A 19,921-nucleotide genomic window follows, 5' to 3' on the forward strand; every position below is an offset into this window, starting at 1 on the left:
CCCGTGCGGGGCCGGGGGCGGCGGCCCGCGCGTAGCGCAAGGATGACCGGGCCATGGCGATCGACCTGCCCTTCGCCGTCAAGGTGTTCGCGGCCCTGTTCGCGATCATGAACCCGGTCGGCAACGTGCCGGTGTTCCTCTCGCTCACCGAGGGGATGAGCGACGCGGCCAAGCGCCGGATCGCGGCCACCGCCTCGGTCGGCGTGACGGTGGGCTGCATCGTCTCGGCCGCGGCCGGCGGGCTGATCCTGAAGCTGTTCGGCCTGACCACCGACGACTTCCGCCTGGCCGGCGGCCTCCTGGTGCTGCTGATCGCGCTCAACATGCTGCACGGCGGCGACAGCGCCCAGCACAAGCCGGGCGCGCAGGAGATGGGCGCGGACGAGGCGGCCGGCGACATCGCCATCTACCCCCTGACCACGCCGCTCCTGGTGGGGCCGGGCACCATCGCCACCCTGATCGTCTTCGGCCATTCGGCCCGCAGCGACGGCGAACTCCTGGGCCTGATCGCCGGGCTCGCCGCCTTCCTCGTGCTGCTGAGCGCCTCGCTGTTCGCCGCCCCGGCGATCGGCCGGCGCCTGTCGGCCCGGGTGAGCGCGATCACCAAGCGGCTGATGGGCATGATCCTGGCGGCCATCGCCATGGAGATGATGGTCTCCAGCCTCGCCGCCCTGTTCCCCGGCCTGACCGCCTAGCCCCGCAGGCCGGGCAGCCTTCTTCTCCTCCCCCTTTGGGGGAGGGGGACCGCGAAGCGGTGGAGGGGGACTGCGACTCAGTTGGGGGCGTTTCGCGACGACGAATCAAAGTCCCCCTCAGTCGCGGAGTTTATCCTCGGGCCGGCCTTCGGCCGGTCCCGGGGGCGACAGCTCCCCCAGGAGGGGAGCATCTTGGGCGCTAGCCCGAGCCTTGGACGGCAGGGGACGGGGACGCCGCGTCGGCGGCCGTGGCGTCGTTCGCCGGCAGGCCAAGGTCCTGGCGGATGCGGGCGATGGCGGCTTCGACGGGGCCGCTGGCGAGGCGCTCGAAGAGGACCTCGTCCTCGATCAGGGCGTCGAGGCTTTCCAGCAGGGCCTCGGCCTCGTCTTCGCGCCCGTCGGTCTCGGCCCAGATCTCGCGCCAGACGGCGGTGCGCACCTGTTCGGCGCGCCGTTCGTTGCGGCGCTCGACCTCGATGCGGCGGATGCGGGCCACCTCGCCCTGCTCGCGGGCGAGCCTGGATTCCAGCGCCAGGGTCAGGCGCACGGTGCGGGCGATGCGATGAAAGGCGAGCGCCAGGCCCTCGGCCTGCTCAAGGCTCTCGACCTCGCCAACCCGGCCCTTCAGCTCGCGGGCGAAGTCCATGCCAAGCTCGGCCAGCTCGCCGAGGAGACGACCCTGCCTGTCCTGCATCTCCTCAAGGTCGACCATGAACAAAAAGAGAACATGGGTCGAGGGCGGAGTCAAGGGATTTGAGATTGCCTAGTGGCGAAGGAGTGAACATTATGGCAACAGATGGCCGAAAGAGAATCAGCGATGAGTGCAGCGAGAGGTGGTTTCCAGGCTCGTGTAGTCGACCTCTTTGCCGGTGCGGGTGGTTTGTCCGAGGGCTTTCGGCAAGCTGGCTTCAGCATCGTCGCAGGTTCCGACAATGACCCGGATGCGCTTGCGACCTACCGTGCCAATTTCCCAGAAGCACTAACTATTCTGGGTGACATTCGCCGACCTGAGATCAAGGAGCAGATTCTAGCCGCAGCCTGCAGCGCTGAGGTGCTCGTGGGCGGGCCGCCGTGCCAGGCTTTCTCTCAAGTGCGCAACCACTCTCGTATGATCGATGACCCGCGCAATGCCCTCTACCGGGAGTTTGTTGAGACGCTGGGTACGGCGGAACCGCTCGTGTTCGTGATGGAAAACGTCACAGGCATGGATCAAATGGGCGTCCGCGAGCAGATCCTGACCGACCTCCGGCTTGAGGGCCGCTACGATGTAAGAGCGCAAGTGGTGGACGCGGCGGATTTTGGCGTGCCACAGACTCGGAAACGCCTGTTGTTCATCGGCGTGCGAGCCGGAACCGGGATGGAGGCCCCTACTTTGAGTGGGTCTGGTGCAACCGATTCGGTCGCACTGGCACGGTTCACCGGTGCTAGGCGGCCGCGCTATCAGCTGGTCGTTCAGCAGCATTTGCTAAGTCTTCGCCTCGGCGAAGCTCTCGCAGACGACCAAAGCCTTGTGGCCGTAACGGCAGGCCAAGCCCTCTCTGACCTTGCTGCTCTAACGGCGGGCCGCCGTGATGACGAGACGGCATTTGCCGACCTGTCCCCACCGCAAAGCGCATATCAGCGGCTTATGCGTGAAGGTGCGGGCGCGACACTTTCAAACGTCCAGGTACCCCGGATGAATCAAGACACGGCACTGCGCCTCAAAGCCATTCCGCAGGGTGGCAACCATCGCGATCTCGAAGAAGCGCTATTGCAGAGGTTCATCACGGGGAAGCGCTGGGGGCAAGACAACGGAAGTGGTCGCCTTTCGCGCAAACACTTCTATGCCTACCGCCGTCTGCATCCGTCCCTTTGGGCTTGGACGCTGAACACCAAGGCAGATTCTGTCTATCACTACGGCGTTGCTCGCGCGCTTTCCGTCCGGGAATTCGCTCGGCTGCAATCCTTCCCCGACAGATTTGTGTTTAGAACAGATCCGCGGCGCGGTCCGCTCGAAGGGCGCCACGACGGTGGTCCCGCGCATTCGCGGTACCGGCAGGCGGGCAACGCTGTCCCACCGTTGCTCGCCAAAAGCGTAGCGCTGGCTGTCATGGCCGAGCTTAATGCGTATCGTGAACGGACGGAGATTCGCGCTGCAGCGGGATGAAGTCGATGCCGGAAGAGGCCGAGTCCCTTCAGGAGCAAGAGGCGGTGACTCGCGCTTTTGGCGCCGAGAACCGCAACCGGCTTATCGACCGATACTTCGCGGCCCCTGGGGGCAAAGCCGTTTCACGAGCAAATGCTTGGCAGCACGTCTATCGGCTCCTGCTATGGTCAGATCCAACTACCGGCCTCGCTCATTGCTACGAGAGCGACAAGTCGCAGCCCGGCAAGGCGTGGTACGGGCGCTCGCTCGCCTTTCACGACTGGCTTTGCCAAGCGTTTGAAGTCGAACCCGCAGACTTGGCGCGAGAAATCGATTGGCTCTTCCTGCGCGCGTGCGCGGACTTGGCCAATTCTGTCCTGCATAAGGAAGCGCAACAAGCCGAGGTCGCCGCCCGCCAACGCGCACCCTACCGCGGTCGCGACTTTCCAGAACCGGGTGACGATCCGGAGATGGAGCAAATTGTCCGCGAGGGGCTCGCGCCGTACTTTCGTACTGAGCCGCCTGTCGAAACCTGGTTGGCTCTGACGAGGCGTGTGCGCCAGTATCTTGCTGTCCAGAACAAACGAAAGAACTTGGTCGGCGAGGGGTTCGAGGACGTACTGGCTCAGACTATACGCCGCGCATGTGACTTGCCGGCCGATGAGATTCTCACGCGCAGCCTACTTTTTGAGATTCCTGGCTTCAATCGAGCTAAACACGGCCAGAAGGAAAACAAGGTCGACCTTGCGATCATACGGCCCAGCATGCGCACACTAGTAACGGCAAAATGGAGTGTCCGCGCGGACCGAGAGAAGCAGTTTCCAACGGAGTATGAAGAGTACTGCAACGCTGAGGCAATGAACCAGAAATTCAACTACGTTTTCGTGACCAATGAATTTGATCCCGCCCGGCTCATGCGAGCGTGCGAGGTTCTGTTCCGCAATAATCTGATGTTCGACTACGTCGTGCACATCAACACTGAAGGCCTCCGGGCGGCCTATGGCGTCCAGGTAGGGCGTGATGGCTCAAGTTCGTGGGGTCGGGTGATGAGCCACATAGACAGTGGCCGCCTCATCAGCCTCGAGCGCTGGCTTTCCATGCTCTAGGACGGGGCTGAGCCCTCATTTAGAAAGAAAAGTGGACAAGATTTCTCCAGCACGCCGCAGCGCTAACATGCGGGCGATCCGCGCCAAGGATACGCGTCCAGAGCTTGCCGTGCGGAGGATGCTTCGCGCAACTGGGCTCACTGGGTACCGCCTGCACCGAAAGGATCTTCCGGGACGCCCAGACATTGCCTTCATTGGTCGCAAACGGGCAATTTTCGTGCACGGCTGCTTTTGGCACGGCCACGACTGTCCCGAAGGAACGCGGCGTCCGCGCTCGCGGCTCGAATATTGGTTGCCGAAAATTGAAGGAAATCAAAAGCGTGATGCGCGCCATGTTGCGAGTTTACAGGCTCGAGGTTGGAGCGTCCTGACGGTCTGGGGCTGTGAGCTGGGTGATCCGAAACTTCCAGGTCGCTTGTTGGCGTTCGTCACCGAACCGTGAAGCGGGAGTAGCCATGCGAGTTCACTGACCGCGGTGGCCATCGTCGCCACCGCGCTGCCCAACGCCTCTACGGGGAGGAGCACGACGTGCGACGGCCCCTACCCAACCGCCCCCGGATCGCCCAGCACCGCCGCCAGGGCGGCGTCCTCCGCCGGATCGCCGGCCAGGGGGTCCTTGGGCTGGACGCGGTGGGTGAGGACGGCTCGGGCGAGGGCGGCGCGGTGGGGGAGGTTGAGCTCGGCCGCTTCCCAGGCTAGGGCGGCGGCGCTGGTCAGGTGGTAGAGCGCCGAGGCGGCCTGGCGGGTCAGGGCGACGTCGGCGAGGGCGGCTTCGGCCAGGGCGATGGCGCGGTCCATCAGGGGCAGGAGGTCTTTCGGCGCGTGGTCGCCGGCGGCCTGGACGAGGCCCTCGACGTGGGCCTTGAGGATCGGCAGGGAGCCCTCGCGCTGGGCCGCGCGCATGACGTCGAGGGCGACGATGTTGCTGGTGCCCTCCCAGATCGAGCCCAGGTGCGCGTCGCGGACCAGGCGCGCGTCGCTCCACTCCTCGATGTAGCCGCAGCCGCCGCGCACCTCCATGGCGTCGCCGGTGACCTTTCTGGCGTCGCGGCAGGCGCGGAACTTGATGAGCGGGGTGAGGATGCGCAGGAGCGGGTAGGCGCCCGCCTCGCCGGCGTCTGAGCGGCGCAGCACCTCGGCGGTCTGGAACATCATGCTGCGGGCCTGTTCGGCGGGCAGGGCCATCTTCAGGAGCTGGCGGCGCATGAGCGGCAGCTCGATCAGGCGCTTGCCGAAGGCCTCGCGGCGGTGGGCGAAGTAGAGCGCCTCGGTGAGGGCGCGGCGCATCAGGCCGGCGGCGCGCACGCCGTTGGAGAGGCGCGAGTTGTTGACCATGTCGGCCATCTGCTTGAAGCCGGCGCCCGCATCGCCGACCAGCCAGGCCGTGGCGCCCTGCAGCGAGATCTCGCCCGAGGCCATGGAGCGGGTGCCGAGCTTTTCCTTCAGGCGCACGATCCGGTAGCTGTTGGCCGAGCCGTCCGGCAGGGTGCGGGGCAACAGGAAGAGCGAGACGCCCTTCAGCCCCGGCTCGCCGCCCTCTCTGCGGGCCAGCACCATGGCGAGCTCGGCGTCGGCGTTTGAGCAGAACCACTTCTCGCCGGTGAGCGCCCAGGTGCCGTCGGCGTTGGGGGCGGCGGTGACGACGGTGGCGGCGATGTCCGAGCCCGCGCCCTGCTCGGTCATGAACATGGCGCCCTGGTTGAGGACGTCGAGGTCCTGGCTGGTGAGGGCCGGCAGGTAGCGGGCGACGAGGTCGGGGTCGCCGAACTTCTTCAGGGTGCGGGTGAGGCTGTCGGTCATGGAGAGCGGACAGCACAGGCCGAACTCGGCCTGAACGAAGAGGTAGGTGAGGGCGTACTTGGCCGCCGGCGGCATCGGCGCGTTCCAGCCGAGGACGCCGCCGCGGTGGGAGAGGGCGGCCAGGCCATATTCGGAGAAGGCGACCTCCTCCAGGCGGCGGTAGGCGGGGTGGTAGGCGATGGTCTGGGCGTCTTCGCCCCGGCGGGTGCGGGCGATGAGCTCGGGCGGGTTCTTGTCGGCGATGGAAGCCAGCTCGTCGAGCTCGCCGCCGGCCAGGGCGCCCAGACGCTCCAGGTGGGGGGAAAGGTGGGCGTGGAGGCCGCCGGGCAGGTAGAGGGCGGCCAGACGCGCCATGTCCGGGTCGGCCTTGTAGAGGTTGAGGCCGGCGCTGTCGGGCACGGCGGCGGCGCCTGAGGGTCGGATATCCACCTTGGTCATGACGCGGCTCCCTTGTCGCGGCTCGGGCCGCTTGTTGTCGGCATCTAGGGGCGGCGGGGCTGGGCTGGCAACGGGGGACGGGCGGGAAAGGCCGGCGCCGCCCCCTCCACCGCTTCGCGGTCCCCCTCCCCCAGAGGGGGAGGAGAGCGAGGCGGCGATGCCGTAAAATCTCCTCCCCCGCGCAGTGGGGGAGGGGGACCCCGAAGGGGTGGAGGGGGCTTGCCCGCGGCGAGTCGCGGTCCCCCTCAGTCGCTTCGCGACAGCTCCCCCAGCGGGGGAGCATCTTGAGGCCGCGCCTTCGCTAGAGCGGCAGGGGCTTGCCGAGTTCGCCGGCGAGGTCGCGGATGAACTGCCAGGCCACGCGCCCGGAGCGGGAGCCGCGGAGCTGGGCCCATTGCAGGGCGCGGCGCTCCAGGTCCGGCGCGGCAAGGCCGTAGCGCTCGGCGTAGGCGGCGACGGCGGCCAGGTAGGTCGGCTGGTCCATGGCCGGGAAGCCGATCCACAGGCCGAAGCGGTCGGAAACGCTGACCTCCTCCTCGGCGTCCTCGGCGGTGGCGATCAGGCCGCGGTCCTCGGCATGGCCGCGGGGCATCAGGTGGCGGCGGTTGGAGGTGGCGACGAACAGGACGTTGGCCGGCGGGCCGGAGACCCCGCCCTCCAGGGCCGATTTCAGCGCCTTGGCCGCGGCCGCGCCCTCCTCGAAGGAGAGGTCGTCGCACAGCACCACGAAGCGCTCGGGACGCGTGCGCAACAGGTCGAACAGCTCGGGCAGGGCGGTGACCTGGTCGCGGTCGACCTCGACCAGCTTGAGCGCCGGATAGTCGCCGGCCACGGCCATGAAGGCGGCCTTGGAGATCGAGCTCTTGCCGGTGCCGCGCACGCCCCAGAGCAGGGCGTGGTTGTAGGGCAGGGCCTCGGCGAAGCGGCGCAGGTTCTCCACGAAGCGGGCCTTCTGGCGCTCGATGCCGACGAGGCTGTCCAGGGCGAGCGGATAGTCGGGGGCGGATACGAATTCGCCGGTCGCCGGATCGTGGCGGAAGAGGCGCGCGGCGGCGAAGTCGGGGGCCTGGCGCGGGGCCGGCGCCAGGCGCTCGAGCGCCTCGGCGATGCGGGTCAGAACGGCTTTGGTCTCGAGGTCCATGGCGCCGCTGATTAGCGGGCGGCGGCTCGCATTGCAAAAGGCGGGTCCAACGCATAGGTTCCGCCACTTCAAATCGGGCGCCCCGCAGCGCCGACGCTCCCCGGAGAGGCCATGCTCGCCACCCCCGCCTTCGCCCAGACCGCCGCCGGCGCCGCCGCCGCAGGCGGGCCGCAGGAGATGCTGATCCAGTTCGCTCCGCTGATCCTGCTGGTGGTCCTGTTCTATTTCCTGATGATCCGCCCGCAGCAGAAGCGCGCCAAGGACCACCGGCAGATGCTGGAGACCTTGAAGCGCGGCGACGTGGTGGTGCTGAACTCCGGCGTGATCGGCAAGATCGTGCGCGTGGAGGACAAGGAAGTCGGCGTCGAAGTGGCCACCAACGTCACCATCAAGGTGGTCAAGGGCATGATCGCCGAGGTGCGCGGCCGCACCGCCCCGGCGGCGGCCAACGACGCCAAGGTCTGAACCGGGTCCTGACGCCGCCATGATCAATCTTTCGCGCTGGAAGGTCATCGCCGTCGTGCTGTCGGTGATCTTCGGCGTCGTCTTCACGCTTCCCAACCTGCTGCCCAAGGCGACCCTGGACGGCCTGCCGAGCTTCGTGCCGAAGCAGACGCTGAACCTCGGCCTGGACCTGCAGGGCGGCTCCTACCTGCTGCTCGAGGTCAACACCGACGCCCTGCGGGTGCAGCGCCTGACCAACCTGGTCGAGGACGTGCGCACGCAGATGCGCGACCAGGACATCGCCGTCAGCGACCTGCACCAGGCCGACGGCGAGGTGAGCGTGCGCGTCACCGACCCGGCCCAGGTGAGCGCGGCGGCCAACGCCCTGCGCAATTCGCTCGGCCAGCCGCTGCCCGGCGCACCGGGCGGGCGCGACATCACCATCACCGTGGACGGCCAGACGATCCGCCTGGGCTTCGTCCAGGAGGCGATCAACGCCGAGGCCTCGCGGGCGGTGGAGCAGTCCATCGAGATCATCCGCCGGCGCATCGACGAACTGGGCACGCGCGAGCCGACCATCATCCGCCAGGGCGTGAACCGCATCGTCGTGCAGGCGCCGGGCGAGAGCGATCCGGAACGGCTGAAGAGCGTGATCGGCCAGACCGCCAAGCTGACCTTCCAGATGGTGGACGACAGCGTCTCGCTGCAGGAGGCCATGGCCGGGCGCATCCCGCCGGGCGCCGAGCTGCTGCCGAGCGAGGAGGCCGGCGCGCCGAGCGTGCTGGTTCGCCGCCGCGCGCTGGTGAGCGGCGAGATGCTGACCGACGCCCAGCAAAGGTTCGACCAGCAGACCGGTCAGGCGGTGGTGACCTTCCGCTTCAACAGCCAGGGCGCGCGCCGGTTCGGCGACGCCACCTCGCAGAACATCGGCAAGCGCTTCGCCATCGTGCTGGACGGCAAGGTGATCTCCGCCCCGGTGATCCAGGGCGCGATCACCGGCGGCTCGGGCCAGATCACCGGCAACTTCACCGCGCAGTCGGCCAACGACCTGGCGGTGCTGCTGCGCGCCGGCGCGCTGCCGGCGCCGCTGACGGTGGAGGAGCAGCGCACGGTGGGCGCCGAACTGGGCGCCGACGCGGTGCGGGCCGGCCAGCTTTCCACCGGCGTCGGCTTCGTCTCGATCCTGCTGTTCATGCTGCTGTCCTACGGCTTTCTGTTCGGCGGGATCTCGGTGGTGGCGCTGCTGGTGAACTGCCTCCTGATCGTGGCGACCATGTCGCTCACCCAGGCGACCCTGACCTTGCCCGGCATCGCCGGCCTGATCCTGACGCTCGCCGTGGCCGTGGACGCCAACGTGCTGATCTATGAGCGCATGCGCGACGAGATCCGCGCCGGGCGCAGCGTGATCGCCTCGATGGACGCGGGCTTCTCCAAGGCCATGAGCACCATCATCGACGCCAACGTCACCACCATCCTGGCCGCCATGATCCTGTTCTGGCTGGGCGCCGGGCCGGTGAAGGGCTTCGCCTGGACCCTGTCGATCGGCGTGTTCACCTCGGTGTTCGCCGCCGTCCTGGTGACCCAGGTGCTGCTGGGCTGGTGGTATCGGGCCGCCCGGCCCAAGACCCTGCCGATCGTCTAGGGGAGACGCGCCATGTGGCCTCTGATCAAGATTCTCCCCGTCCAGACGCATTTCCGCTTCGTGGCGTTCGCGCGGCTGGCCGCGGCCCTGTCGATCATCGCGGTGATCGGCTCGCTGGCCCTGACCCTGTTCCCATTCAAGCCGCCGTGCGGCGGGCTGACCTGCGGCATCGACTTCCGCGGGGGCACGGTGCTGGAGCTGTCGACCGCGCCCGCGGCCGTGGACCTGGCCAAGGCCCGCGCGACCCTGTCGGCCATGGAGATGGGCGATGTGCAGGTGCAGGCGTTCGGCGCGCCGAGCTCGGCCATGGTGCGCTTCCAGACGCCGGAGGGGCAAAGCTCGGCCCAGACGGTGGAGGCGGTGAAGGCCAAGCTCACCGAAGCCCTGGGCAAGGTGACCTACGTGCGCACCGACGTGGTGGGCCCGAAGGTGTCGGGCGAGCTGCTGCGCGGCGGCGTGCTGGCGCTGCTGCTCGCGATCTTCCTGATGCTGATCTACATCTGGTTCCGGTTCGAGCTGCAGTTCGGGCTGGGCGCGGTGGCGGCCCTGTTCCACGACGTGATCCTGACCTTCGGGCTGATCGCGCTCGCCAAGCTGGAATTCTCGCTGACGACCATCGCCGCGATCCTGACGATCATCGGCTATTCGATGAACGACACCGTCGTGGTGTTCGACCGCCTGCGCGAGAACCTGCGCAAGTACAAGAAGATGCCGCTGCGCGACGTGATCGACCTGTCGATCAACGAGACCCTGTCGCGGACCGTGATCACCGGCCTGACCGCCGTGATCGCCCTGGCCGGCCTGGCCGTCTTCGGCGGGGCGAGCCTGTTCGGCTTCTCGATCATCATGATGTTCGGCATCGCGCTGGGCACCTACTCGTCGATCTACGTAGCGGCCCCGATCATCCTGCTCTGGGGCGTCAAGCGCGGCGAGGAGGCCGAGCCGATCAAGCCGATCGCCGCGCGGACCTAGGCCCGGCCATGGCCCGCGCCGCGCCCAGCATCGACGGATACGGGCAGGGGGGCTTTCGCCTGTCCGGCGCCTGGCGCGAGGGCTCGGTGCTGATCGTCGACGACGAGGCGCGCGACTGGCCGGTGCGCGCGCTGGACGAGGTGACCCCGGAGAGCCTGGCCGCGGTGCTGGACGCCGGCGCGCGGACGGTGGAGTTCGTGCTGATGGGCGTGGGCCCGGCTAACGCCCGCCCGCCCAAGGCCGTGCTCGAGGCGTTGCAGCGCGCCGGCATCGGCCTGGAGTTCATGGACACGCCCGCCGCGGCCCGGCTCTACAACGTGCTGACCGCCGAGGGCCGGCGGCTGGCCTGCGCGCTGATCGCCGTCTGACGCCGCGTTCGGCGCCCGCCCTTTCGCCCGCCAACGGCGCGCGAGGGGCGCCGAGCCGAGCCTTTACCTTGACGGGAAGCTCCTATACCTGACTCCGAGGGCAGGAATTATGAGGGCTGAAACATGTCCGGGCTTCTCTCCAACCTCCGCAGCACGCTTATCGTCAGCCTGATCCTCTCGGTCGTCGTGATCGCGGGCTACGAGGTGCACAACGGCGCGCTGGACGCGATCTTCTGGCAGGCGCTGCTGCGCTGGATGCATGTGGTCTTCGGCATCCTCTGGATCGGCCTGCTCTACTACTTCAACTTCGTGCAGATCCCGAAAATGCCGGAGATCCCGGCGGAGCTGAAGCCGGCGATCACCAAGTACATCGCGCCGGAGGCGCTGTTCTGGTTCCGCTGGGCGGCGCTGCTGACCTGGGTGATGGGCCTGATCCTGGCCTGGAGCCGGGGCTTCATCCTGCAGGCGATCACGCTCGGCGCCACCGAGGGCTTCCAGGTTCCGCAGCACACCTTCATCGGGCTCGGCATGTGGCTGGGCACCATCATGTTCCTGAACGTGTGGGTGTTCATCTGGCCGGCGCAGAAGATCGCGCTGGGCATCGTCGAGGGCGACGCCGAGGCCAAGGCGCGGGCGGGCCGCACGGCGATGCTGTTCTCGCGGACCAACACGCTCCTGTCGCTGCCGATGCTGGCGACCATGACCATGAACCAGACGATCTTCGGCTAGGGCGATGGCTTTCCAGCGCCCCACCCGCCAGACCGTAGCCGGCCCCGAAAGGGGACGCTGACGCTCGACCGGACCTGAACCGGCGCGCCGCCGATCCCCGCAACCGCGGATGGGTCGGCGCGCAATCCATCCGCATACGGATGGAGACTGAACATGCGAAATCCCGACTGGTGGTACGACGACCGCCGCCACCTGGGCCTCGACTTCGAGGACGCGGCCCAGGTGGCGACCTACGACGCGCGCCAGGGCGGCGATCCCGCCCGCGATCGGGCGCTGCTGGAGCGGCTGGGCCTGACCGCGGAGATGGCCATGGCCGACATCGGCTGCGGCACCGGGCTCCTGGCCTGCGAGGCGGCCGCGATGTGCCGCCAGGTCCAGGCCATCGACGTGTCGGCGGCGATGCTGGCGGCCGCCCGCGCACGCGCCGAAGCGCAGGGGCTGGAGAACATCGCCTTCCAGCGCGCGGGGTTCCTGAGCTTCGAGGCGCGGGACCTGGACCTGATCACCACCAAGAACGCGCTGCACCACCTGCCGGATTTCTGGAAGGCCATGGCGCTGGCGCGGATGCATGGGGCGCTGAAGCCGGGCGGGCGGCTCTACATCCGCGACGTGATGTTCGCCGCGCCGCCGCACAGGCTAGCGCAGGCGGTGGAGGACTGGATCGGATGGCTGGCGGCGAACACCGGCTATTCGCGCGAGGAGGCCGCCAGCCACGTGCGCGAGGAGCATTCGACCTTCGCCTGGGCGATCGCGCGGATGCTGGCCGACTGCGGCTTCGACGTGGTGGAGCACATCCAGGACGGCGTCTACGGCCAGTTCACGGCGGTGCGGCGGCGTTGAAGCGGGGCGCGCGGTTGACGGCGGGCGCGGCGGACTTCATGGGCTGGCCGTGATGACCGACGAGACCGAAGACCTCGACGCCCTGGTGCGGCGGGTGGACCCCGACCGCTGGCTCTCCAGCCGCTTCATCGCCGATGCGGCGGCCAGGGCCGACGTGGTGGCCCTCTACGCCTATGACCACGAACTGGCGCGGGCGCCGAAGGTGGCCTCCAACAGCCTCCTGGGCGAGATCCGCCTGACCTGGTGGCGCGAGGCGCTGGACGAGATCTTCGAGGACCGGCCGGTGCGGATGCATCCCACCGCCCAGGCGTTGGCGGCGGCCGTGCGGGCGCGGGGCCTGCCGCGCGAGCCGCTGGAGACGATGATCGACGCCCGCTACCGCGAACTGGACGCCGCGCCGATGAGCGCGCACGAGGCGCTGGTCTGGGCGCGGGGCACCGGCGGGGCGGCCGCGCGGCTGGCCGCCGGGCTGCTGGCGCCGGACGCGGATCCCGCCGCGGCGGGCGCGGCCGGCGCGGCCTGGATGCTGGGCCGGCGCGCCGGATCGGGCGCGGCGGACGCGGCCGGCTTCGCCGAGGCCCTGGCCAACGTGCACGAGCCGGCGCGGCGGGACGCGCGGGGCCTGGCCGTGGCCGCGTTTCCGGCGATCGCCCACGCGGCGCTGGCCGGCCGGCTGGCGAAGGGCGGCCGGCCGGCCGACTGGTCCGTGCGCCTGCGGCTGGTCTGGGCCGTGGCGACGGGGCGGATCTGAGGGGGAGCGCTATGCAATCGCCGACTGGCGCCCTGGGCGGGCCGCGGCGCCTGGATGCTCCCCCTCTGGGGGAGCTGTCGGCGAAGCCGACTGAGGGGGACTTTGACCCCCAGCCTTCGGGGCGTTGGCGCGTCAGCTAGTCGTAGTCCCCTCAGGCGCTCCGCGCCAGCTCCCCCAGAGGGGGAGCATCTTGGGCGGCGCTATTCGGCGGCGGCCAGGGCGGGGGCGGCGGCGAGCCAGGCGTCGAGGTCGGCGAGGGCGCGTTCGCCCATCAGGCGCTTCTTGGCGCGGCCGCGCTCCTTGGGCGGCAGGCGCTTGCCGGCCGCGTCGTGGCGGGGCGCCTCCAGCGGCGGCAGAAGGCCGTAGTTGATGTTCATCGGCTGGAACGAACCGGCGCCGCCTTCCAGATGGCCGCCGGTGACGTGGCCGATCAGGGCGCCCAGCGCCGTGGTGGGCGGCGGGGGCGCGAGCTCGCGCCCGAGGGCCCGGGCGGCGGCGAAGCGGCCGGCGAGCAGGCCGACGGCGGCGCTTTCCACATAGCCCTCCACCCCGGTGACCTGGCCGGCGAAGCGCAGGCGCGGGTCGGCCTTGAGCTGCAGGGTGGGGGTGAGCAGGCGCGGGCTGTTGATGAAGGTGTTGCGGTGCAGGCCGCCGAGGCGGGCGAACACCGCCTTTTCCAAGCCCGGGATCATGCGGAAGATCTCAGTCTGGGCGCCGTGCTTCAGCTTGGTCTGGAAGCCGACCATGTTCCACAGGGTGCCGAGGGCGTTGTCCTGGCGAAGCTGGACGATGGCCCAGGCCTTTTCGTCGGGCTTGTGGGCGTTGGTCAGGCCGACCGGCTTCATCGGGCCGTGGCGCAGGGTCTCGCGGCCGCGCTCGGCCATCACCTCGATAGGCAGGCAGCCGTCGAAGTAGGGCACATGCTCCCACTCCTTGAACTCGGACTTGGGTCCGGCCAGCAGGGCGTCGATGAAGGCCTCGTACTGGGCCTTGTCCATCGGGCAGTTGATGTAGGCGGCCGCGTCGCCGCCGGGGCCGGGCTTGTCGTAGCGCGACTGGCGCCAGGCCACGTCCATGTCGACGGACTCCAGGGTCACGATCGGGGCGATGGCGTCGAAGAAGGAGAGCTGGCCCTCGCCGGTGATGTCCAGGATCGCCTGGGACAGGGCCGGGGAGGTGAGGGGGCCGGTGGCGACGATCACGTTGCACCACTCGGCCGGCGGCAGGCCGGCCACCTCGCCGCGCTCGATGAAGACGTTGGGATGGGCCTCCAGCCGCTCGGTGACGGCCTGGGCGAACCCTTCGCGGTCCACCGCCAGGGCGCCGCCGGCGGGCACCTGATGGGCGTCGCCCGCGGACATGATCAGCGAGCCGCAGCGGCGCATCTCGGCGTGCAGCAGGCCCACGGCGTTGCCGGTCCAGTCGTCGGCGCGGAAGGAGTTGGAGCAGACCAGCTCGGCGAGGCGGTCGGTCTGGTGGGCGTCGGTGCCGCGCACCGGGCGCATCTCGTGCAGGATCACGTGCGCGCCGGCCTCGGCGGCCTGCCAGGCGGCCTCGGAGCCGGCCAGGCCGCCGCCGACGATATGGATGACGGATGTGTCGGTCATAGGCGCCTGATTAGCAACGATCCTCGCCGATCGCGAGCGGGGCCTTGCGGGGGCCTGTGGAGCGCATAGGTTCGGCTCACGGGCGGCCGAGTCGTGATCGGGCTCGCCTGGGGGATGACATGAAGCTCTTTTCGCCGACAGACGCCGCCTTGGAGGGGTTCCGCCTCACCCGCGAACGGCCGCGCGTGCTCTTGGCCTGGGCGATCTTCCAGTTCGTGCTGAGCCTGGCGACGGCGGCGATCATGATCCGCCTGGGCGGCCAGCACCTGATGGCCATCGAGAGCGCCAGCTCCAGCGGGGCGGCGGACTACGAGACCATGATGAGCGAATTCAAGGACCTGGCGCCGGTCTACGCGATCATCCTGCCCCTGGGGCTGGTGATGATGTCGATCATGACGGCGGCGGTCTACCGGGCGGTGCTGGCGCCGTCCGACGCGCGGCTGGCCTTCCTGCGGTTGGGGGCGGACGAGCTGAGGCTGGCGGCGCTGAAGGTCGTCTTCATCTTCGTCTGGGCCGGGATCGCGTTCGTCGTGGTGTTCCTGGCCGGCGCGGCGGCGGCGCTCGCCGGCGTCCTCGGCGGGGCGGCCAGCCGCTTCATCGGCGTCGGCATCGGCCTGTTCGCGGTGGGGATCATGCTGATGGTGGCCGTGCGCCTGTCGCTGGCGCCGGTGATCACCTTCGCCGAGCGCCGGATCTCGGTGTTCGAGTCCTGGAAGCTGACGCGGGGCATGTTCTGGCCGCTGCTGGGCGCCTACGTGCTGGCGGTGGCGGCGATCGCGGTGATCGGCCTGTTGGGCATGGTGATCTTCAGCGCGGTGACCAGCGCCATCGTCGTGGCCGGCGGCGGCACGCTGGCCGACGCGGGGGCGGCGTTCAATCCCGACGCGACCTCGCTCGCCAGCTATTTCACCGGACGCACCATCGCCTATCTGGCCTTCGCCGGCGTGCTGACGGCGCTCTACTACGCGGTGATCACCGCGCCCGGGGCCGTGGCCTACCGGGCGCTGATGAAGGCCAGGGACGAAGCGGCCTAGGCCGCGGCGCTGGGGCGGGCGCTGACCCGCTCGCGCCAGGCGGCGAGGTTCTCGTTGGCCGGATCCAGCTCCAGGCCGATCCAGGTCGCGAAGTCGACGGTGGAGAGGGCGCAGATGTCGGCCATGGTGAAGGCCTCTCCGGCGACGAACGGGCGGTCCTCAAGCTCGCGGTCCAGCCATTGCTGCGCGTTGGCGTAGGCCTGCCGGTTGGACTCGCCGAAGTCCTTGTACTGGGTGAGGAGCTGGGCCGTGAACGGGTGGGCGTGGCGCCAGAAATTGCCCACCGGGCTCATCAGGATGAACTCGACGCGGCGGATCCACATGTCCACCTGGGCCTTCTCCAGCGCCGTGCGGCCGAACAGCGGCGGGTCCGGCTGGGTCTCGTCGAAATAGCGGCAGATGGCGACGGTCTCGGAGATGGCCGTGCCGTCGTCGAGCTCAAGGACGGGGATCTGGCCGAGGGAGTTCTTGGCGCGGAACTCGGCCGCCTTGTGCTCGCGCTTGCGCATGTCGACGGGCGTTTCGGGGAGCTCGATCCCCTTCTCGGCCAGGAAGATGCGCACGCGGCGCGGGTTCGGCGCCGGCATGGGCGCGCCGTAAAGGATCATGATCGTCTCCCCAATGAACAAATTATGGGGAGAGGCTAGGTCGGCCGCGCGCCTGAAGGCAAACCAGCTTTGCTGAAAGCGCCGCCGCCCGCCGGAGCGGCGGCGCCGTCGACGCGGCTAGTCGCGCAGCGAGGCCGGGACCTTGCCGCCGTTCTTGGCCAGGGCCTCCCAGACGGCCTTCTGCAGGGCGATGTTCTGTTCGGCGCTGCCGTGCGCGCCGGCGTGGACGTCCAGCTCCTCGGCCAGCTCCTTGCGGGCGGCGAGGCTGGAATCCAGGTCGAGCATCTTCAAGAGGTCGACGATGGAGGTGCGCCAGTTGCCGCCGCCGCCCTTCTGCGCGGCGAGCTCGACCAGCACGGCCTCGACGTCCACTGGCTCGGGCGGCGGGGCGGCGGCGGCGGCCGCGGCCGCGGGCGCGGCGGGGGCGGCCGCAGCGGTCGGCGCGGCCGGAGCCGCCGCCTTGTGGTGGAAAATCTTGTTCATGATCGAACCGAACAGACCCATCGCCGTGCTCCTTCGTGGTGGCTGAACCTAAAGGCGCAGACGAATGTGAAGTTCCTTCGGTCGGCCCTCAGGCGGTGAGCAGCTTGCGCCGGTCGGCGCGGCGCTCGGCGTGGCGGTCCAACAGGTCCTTCAGGTAGCGGCCGGTCCAGCTCTTGGAATTGGCGGCGAGCTGCTCGGGGCTGCCGACGCCGACGATCTCGCCGCCGCCGTCGCCGCCCTCGGGACCGAAGTCCACCAGCCAGTCGGCGGTCTTGATGACATCGAGGTTGTGCTCGATGACGACGACGGTGTTGCCCTGGTCGACCAGCTCGTGGAGCACCTCCAGGAGCTTCTTGACGTCCTCGAAGTGCAGGCCCGTGGTGGGCTCGTCGAGGATGTAGAGGGTCTTGCCGGTGGCCCGGCGCGACAGCTCCTTGGACAGCTTCACCCGCTGGGCCTCGCCGCCGGAGAGCGTCGTCGCCTGCTGGCCGACCTTGACGTAGGAAAGGCCGACGCGCTTGAGCGTCTCCATCTTCTCGCGCACCGGCGGCACGGCCTTGAAGAAGTCGGCGGCCTCCTCGACGGTCATGTCCAGGACGTCGGCGATCGACTTGCCCTTGAACAGGATCTCCAGGGTCTCGCGGTTGTAGCGCTTGCCCTTGCAGACGTCGCAGGTGACGTAGACGTCGGGCAGGAAGTGCATCTCGATCTTGATGACGCCGTCGCCCTGGCAGGCCTCGCAGCGGCCGCCCTTCACGTTGAACGAGAAGCGGCCCGGCCCGTAGCCGCGGGCCTTGGCCTCCGGCAGGCCGGCGAACCAGTCGCGGATCGGCTGGAAGGCGCCGGTGTAGGTGGCCGGGTTCGAGCGCGGGGTGCGGCCGATCGGCGACTGGTCGATGTCGATGACCTTGTCGAACAGCTCCAGGCCCTCGATGCGCTCGTGCGGGGCGGGGGCGTCGGAGGCGTTGTGCAGGCGCCGGGCGGCGGCCTTGTAGAGGGTCTCGATGGTGAAGGTGGACTTGCCGCCGCCGGAGACGCCGGTGATGCAGGTGAAGGTGCCCACCGGGATCTCGGCGGTGACGGTCTTCAGGTTGTTGCCGGTGGCGCCGACGACGCGCAGCACCTTCTTCTTGGAGATCGGCCGGCGGTCCAGCGGCACCTCGATCTCGCGCTGGCCCGACAGGTACTGGCCGGTCAGGCTCTTGGGCGCGGACATGATGTCGGCGGGCTTGCCCTCGGCCACCACCTCGCCGCCATGGACGCCGGCGGCCGGGCCCATGTCGATGACGTAGTCGGCGGTGAGGATGGCCTCCTCGTCGTGCTCGACCACCAGCACCGAATTGCCGAGGTCGCGCAGGCCGCGCAGGCTGTTCAGCAGGCGGGTGTTGTCGCGCTGGTGCAGGCCGATGGACGGCTCGTCGAGCACGTAGAGCACGCCGGTGAGGCCCGAGCCGATCTGGCTGGCCAGGCGGATGCGCTGGCTCTCGCCGCCGGACAGGCTGCCCGAGCCGCGCGACAGGTTCAGGTAGTCGAGACCGACGTCCACCAGGAAGCGCAGGCGGTCGTTGATCTCCTTCAGGATGCGCCGGGCGATCTCCATCTGCTTGGGCGTGAGCTTGCCGTCGAGATCGGCGAACCAGTCGCGGGCGTTCTTGATGGAGAGCTGGGAGACCTCGCCGATGTGGCGCGCGTCGATCTTCACCGCCAGGGCCTCGGGCTTCAGGCGGTAGCCCTCGCAGGCCAGGCACGGGGTCTCGGACTGGTAGCGGCCGAGCTCCTCGCGCACCCAGGCGCTGTCGGTCTCGCGCCAGCGGCGCTCCAGGTTGGGCAGCACGCCCTCGAAGGTCTTGTTGACCTCGTACTTGCGGGCGTTGTCGTCGTAGACGAAGTGGATCTTCTCCGAGCCGGAGCCGTAGAGCACCACGTTCCTGGCCGGCTCGGGCAGCTTCCACCAGGGCTCGTCCATGGAGAAGCCGTAGTGGCGGGCGAGCGACTGCAGGGTCTGGGTGTAGAGCGGCGAGGGGCCCTTGGCCCAGGGCGCGATCGCGCCCTTGTGCAGGGTCTTGTCCTTGTCCGGCACCACCATGTCGGCGTCGAAGGCCAGCTTGGCGCCCAGGCCGTCGCACACCGGGCAGGCGCCGTAGGGATTGTTGAACGAGAACAGCCGCGGCTCGATCTCGCTGATGGTGAAGCCGGAGACCGGGCAGGCGAACTTCTCCGAGAAGATCAGCCGGCGCGGCGTGGTCTCGCCCTCGGCGATGTCGGCCCATTCGGCCACGGCGATGCCGTCGGCCAGGCGCAGGGCCGTCTCCAGGCTGTCGGCGTAGCGGCTCTCGAGGCCGGGCTTGGCGACCAGCCGGTCCACGACGACGTCGATGTCGTGCTTGAACTTCTTGTCGAGGGCCGGCGCGTCCTCGATCGGATAGAACTCGCCGTCGATCTTCAGCCGCTGGAAGCCGGCCTTCTGCCACTCGGCGATTTCCTTGCGGTACTCGCCCTTGCGGCCGCGAACCACCGGCGCCAGCAGATAGATGCGGGTTCCCTCGTCGAGGGCGGCGAGCTTGTCGACCATCTGGCTGACGGTCTGGCTCTCGATCGGCAGGCCGGTGGCCGGCGAATAGGGCACGCCCACGCGCGCCCAGAGCAGGCGCATGTAGTCGTGGATCTCGGTGACCGTGCCGACCGTGGAGCGCGGATTGCGGCTGGTGGTCTTCTGCTCGATGGAGATGGCCGGCGACAGGCCCTCGATCAGGTCCACGTCGGGCTTGCTCATCAGCTCCAGGAACTGGCGGGCGTAGGCCGACAGGCTCTCCACATAGCGGCGCTGGCCCTCGGCGTAGATGGTGTCGAAGGCCAGCGAACTCTTGCCCGAGCCGGAGAGGCCGGTGAGCACCACCAGCTCGCCGCGGGGGATGTCGACGCTGACGTCCTTCAGATTGTGCTCGCGCGCGCCGCGCACGCGGATGAAATTAAGCTGGTCGGCCATGTTGTTCCGGAAGCTCCCGTCCGCCGCATCACAGCGGACTGCGCCTAATGTAGTTCCGAGACTCACCGATAGCACGGGAACAATAGGCGAACAAAGGCCCTGCGACGCGCTGCCGCCACCCAACTGACGTTCCGGGCGCGGACGGCGCCCGC

Annotated in this window: 19 protein-coding genes; 12 read left to right on the forward strand and 7 right to left on the reverse strand. The window is 69.1% G+C overall.

Annotated elements, in window-relative coordinates:
• Window positions 1-53 precede the first annotated feature (53 nt).
• The gene (locus tag ACE3TA_RS01565) at window positions 54-695 is read left to right on the forward strand and encodes a MarC family protein (RefSeq protein ID WP_374569939.1); all 642 of its coding nucleotides are present in this window, start codon (window positions 54-56) and stop codon (window positions 693-695) included.
• Window positions 696-894: 199 nt separating this feature from the next.
• Here ACE3TA_RS01565 and ACE3TA_RS01570 read toward each other — a convergent pair whose 3' ends face one another.
• A complete protein-coding gene (locus ACE3TA_RS01570; protein ID WP_374569940.1) occupies window positions 895-1,407 on the reverse strand; it encodes a hypothetical protein in 513 nt (170 codons plus the stop codon).
• Between the two features lie 105 nt (window positions 1,408-1,512).
• Here ACE3TA_RS01570 and ACE3TA_RS01575 point away from each other — a divergent pair, with 105 nt between their 5' ends.
• From ACE3TA_RS01575 to ACE3TA_RS01585, 3 genes are read left to right on the forward strand one after another with little or no spacing between them, the layout of a single operon-like run.
• Window positions 1,513-2,841 carry a DNA cytosine methyltransferase gene (locus ACE3TA_RS01575; RefSeq protein ID WP_374569941.1) on the forward strand — a complete coding sequence of 443 codons (1,329 nt, stop codon included), beginning with the start codon at window positions 1,513-1,515 and terminating at the stop codon, window positions 2,839-2,841.
• A 5-nt stretch (window positions 2,842-2,846) separates the two neighbouring features.
• Window positions 2,847-3,926 carry a hypothetical protein gene (locus tag ACE3TA_RS01580; protein WP_374569942.1) on the forward strand — a complete coding sequence of 360 codons (1,080 nt, stop codon included), beginning with the start codon at window positions 2,847-2,849 and terminating at the stop codon, window positions 3,924-3,926.
• A 31-nt stretch (window positions 3,927-3,957) separates the two neighbouring features.
• Window positions 3,958-4,368: a very short patch repair endonuclease gene (locus tag ACE3TA_RS01585; protein ID WP_374569943.1), complete on the forward strand. Its 411-nt coding sequence runs from the start codon at window positions 3,958-3,960 to the stop codon at window positions 4,366-4,368.
• A 98-nt stretch (window positions 4,369-4,466) separates the two neighbouring features.
• Here ACE3TA_RS01585 and ACE3TA_RS01590 read toward each other — a convergent pair whose 3' ends face one another.
• Both ACE3TA_RS01590 and ACE3TA_RS01595 read right to left on the reverse strand, forming a co-directional pair.
• On the reverse strand, window positions 4,467-6,164 hold the full coding sequence (locus ACE3TA_RS01590) for an acyl-CoA dehydrogenase family protein (RefSeq protein ID WP_374569944.1): 1,698 nt from the start codon (window positions 6,162-6,164) through the stop codon (window positions 4,467-4,469).
• Window positions 6,165-6,465: 301 nt separating this feature from the next.
• On the reverse strand, window positions 6,466-7,305 hold the full coding sequence (locus ACE3TA_RS01595; RefSeq protein WP_374569945.1) for an ATP-binding protein: 840 nt from the start codon (window positions 7,303-7,305) through the stop codon (window positions 6,466-6,468).
• A gap of 177 nt (window positions 7,306-7,482) precedes the next feature.
• On the opposite strand from ACE3TA_RS01595, the gene yajC reads away from it, so the two are divergent.
• From yajC to ACE3TA_RS01630, 7 genes are all read left to right on the forward strand, one after another.
• The gene (gene yajC, locus ACE3TA_RS01600; protein WP_374571098.1) at window positions 7,483-7,770 is read left to right on the forward strand and encodes a preprotein translocase subunit YajC; all 288 of its coding nucleotides are present in this window, start codon (window positions 7,483-7,485) and stop codon (window positions 7,768-7,770) included.
• Between the two features lie 19 nt (window positions 7,771-7,789).
• Window positions 7,790-9,391, forward strand: a complete 1,602-nt coding sequence (gene secD / locus ACE3TA_RS01605) for a protein translocase subunit SecD (RefSeq protein WP_374569946.1) — start codon at window positions 7,790-7,792, stop codon at window positions 9,389-9,391.
• Between the two features lie 12 nt (window positions 9,392-9,403).
• On the forward strand, window positions 9,404-10,363 hold the full coding sequence (gene secF, locus ACE3TA_RS01610) for a protein translocase subunit SecF (RefSeq protein ID WP_374569947.1): 960 nt from the start codon (window positions 9,404-9,406) through the stop codon (window positions 10,361-10,363).
• Between the two features lie 8 nt (window positions 10,364-10,371).
• Window positions 10,372-10,731: an Mth938-like domain-containing protein gene (locus ACE3TA_RS01615; RefSeq protein ID WP_374569948.1), complete on the forward strand. Its 360-nt coding sequence runs from the start codon at window positions 10,372-10,374 to the stop codon at window positions 10,729-10,731.
• Window positions 10,732-10,854: 123 nt separating this feature from the next.
• Entirely contained in the window at window positions 10,855-11,460 is a 606-nt protein-coding gene (locus ACE3TA_RS01620) for a urate hydroxylase PuuD (RefSeq protein ID WP_374569949.1), read from the forward strand.
• 153 nt (window positions 11,461-11,613) lie between these two features.
• Window positions 11,614-12,300 (forward strand): class I SAM-dependent methyltransferase, encoded by a 687-nt coding sequence (locus tag ACE3TA_RS01625; protein WP_374569950.1) that lies wholly within the window; start codon window positions 11,614-11,616, stop codon window positions 12,298-12,300.
• Between the two features lie 52 nt (window positions 12,301-12,352).
• A complete protein-coding gene (locus ACE3TA_RS01630) occupies window positions 12,353-13,051 on the forward strand; it encodes a squalene/phytoene synthase family protein (protein WP_374569951.1) in 699 nt (232 codons plus the stop codon).
• A 200-nt stretch (window positions 13,052-13,251) separates the two neighbouring features.
• On the opposite strand, the gene trmFO is transcribed toward ACE3TA_RS01630, so the two are convergent.
• Window positions 13,252-14,658 carry a methylenetetrahydrofolate--tRNA-(uracil(54)-C(5))-methyltransferase (FADH(2)-oxidizing) TrmFO gene (gene trmFO / locus ACE3TA_RS01635; RefSeq protein WP_374569952.1) on the reverse strand — a complete coding sequence of 469 codons (1,407 nt, stop codon included), beginning with the start codon at window positions 14,656-14,658 and terminating at the stop codon, window positions 13,252-13,254.
• Between the two features lie 119 nt (window positions 14,659-14,777).
• On the opposite strand from trmFO, the gene ACE3TA_RS01640 reads away from it, so the two are divergent.
• Window positions 14,778-15,692: a hypothetical protein gene (locus ACE3TA_RS01640; protein ID WP_374569953.1), complete on the forward strand. Its 915-nt coding sequence runs from the start codon at window positions 14,778-14,780 to the stop codon at window positions 15,690-15,692.
• Here ACE3TA_RS01640 and ACE3TA_RS01645 read toward each other — a convergent pair.
• The 3 genes from ACE3TA_RS01645 to uvrA form a co-directional block, all read right to left on the reverse strand.
• A complete protein-coding gene (locus ACE3TA_RS01645) occupies window positions 15,689-16,300 on the reverse strand; it encodes a glutathione S-transferase family protein (protein WP_374569954.1) in 612 nt (203 codons plus the stop codon). The two genes, ACE3TA_RS01640 and ACE3TA_RS01645, sit on opposite strands and share 4 nt — an antisense overlap.
• Window positions 16,301-16,417: 117 nt before the next feature.
• A complete protein-coding gene (locus ACE3TA_RS01650; protein WP_374569955.1) occupies window positions 16,418-16,804 on the reverse strand; it encodes a DUF3597 domain-containing protein in 387 nt (128 codons plus the stop codon).
• Window positions 16,805-16,871: 67 nt separating this feature from the next.
• A complete protein-coding gene (uvrA, locus tag ACE3TA_RS01655) occupies window positions 16,872-19,769 on the reverse strand; it encodes an excinuclease ABC subunit UvrA (RefSeq protein ID WP_374569956.1) in 2,898 nt (965 codons plus the stop codon).
• Window positions 19,770-19,921 lie beyond the last annotated feature (152 nt).

This window comes from Phenylobacterium sp. (genome assembly GCF_041916435.1).
Classification (GTDB): Bacteria; Pseudomonadota; Alphaproteobacteria; order Caulobacterales; family Caulobacteraceae; genus Phenylobacterium.

Coding starts and splice junctions, on each gene's coding strand:
- ACE3TA_RS01590 (WP_374569944.1), bottom strand. CDS start 6,164: ATGACCAAGGTGGATATCCGACCCTCAGGCGCCGCCGCCGTGCCCGAC.
- ACE3TA_RS01625 (WP_374569950.1), top strand. CDS start 11,614: ATGCGAAATCCCGACTGGTGGTACGACGACCGCCGCCACCTGGGCCTC.
- yajC (WP_374571098.1), top strand. CDS start 7,483: ATGCTGATCCAGTTCGCTCCGCTGATCCTGCTGGTGGTCCTGTTCTAT.
- secD (WP_374569946.1), top strand. CDS start 7,790: ATGATCAATCTTTCGCGCTGGAAGGTCATCGCCGTCGTGCTGTCGGTG.
- trmFO (WP_374569952.1), bottom strand. CDS start 14,658: ATGACCGACACATCCGTCATCCATATCGTCGGCGGCGGCCTGGCCGGC.
- ACE3TA_RS01630 (WP_374569951.1), top strand. CDS start 12,353: ATGACCGACGAGACCGAAGACCTCGACGCCCTGGTGCGGCGGGTGGAC.
- ACE3TA_RS01580 (WP_374569942.1), top strand. CDS start 2,847: ATGCCGGAAGAGGCCGAGTCCCTTCAGGAGCAAGAGGCGGTGACTCGC.
- ACE3TA_RS01595 (WP_374569945.1), bottom strand. CDS start 7,305: ATGGACCTCGAGACCAAAGCCGTTCTGACCCGCATCGCCGAGGCGCTC.
- uvrA (WP_374569956.1), bottom strand. CDS start 19,769: ATGGCCGACCAGCTTAATTTCATCCGCGTGCGCGGCGCGCGCGAGCAC.
- ACE3TA_RS01565 (WP_374569939.1), top strand. CDS start 54: ATGGCGATCGACCTGCCCTTCGCCGTCAAGGTGTTCGCGGCCCTGTTC.
- ACE3TA_RS01570 (WP_374569940.1), bottom strand. CDS start 1,407: ATGGTCGACCTTGAGGAGATGCAGGACAGGCAGGGTCGTCTCCTCGGC.
- ACE3TA_RS01645 (WP_374569954.1), bottom strand. CDS start 16,300: ATGATCCTTTACGGCGCGCCCATGCCGGCGCCGAACCCGCGCCGCGTG.
- secF (WP_374569947.1), top strand. CDS start 9,404: ATGTGGCCTCTGATCAAGATTCTCCCCGTCCAGACGCATTTCCGCTTC.
- ACE3TA_RS01575 (WP_374569941.1), top strand. CDS start 1,513: ATGAGTGCAGCGAGAGGTGGTTTCCAGGCTCGTGTAGTCGACCTCTTT.
- ACE3TA_RS01650 (WP_374569955.1), bottom strand. CDS start 16,804: ATGGGTCTGTTCGGTTCGATCATGAACAAGATTTTCCACCACAAGGCG.
- ACE3TA_RS01620 (WP_374569949.1), top strand. CDS start 10,855: ATGTCCGGGCTTCTCTCCAACCTCCGCAGCACGCTTATCGTCAGCCTG.
- ACE3TA_RS01615 (WP_374569948.1), top strand. CDS start 10,372: ATGGCCCGCGCCGCGCCCAGCATCGACGGATACGGGCAGGGGGGCTTT.
- ACE3TA_RS01640 (WP_374569953.1), top strand. CDS start 14,778: ATGAAGCTCTTTTCGCCGACAGACGCCGCCTTGGAGGGGTTCCGCCTC.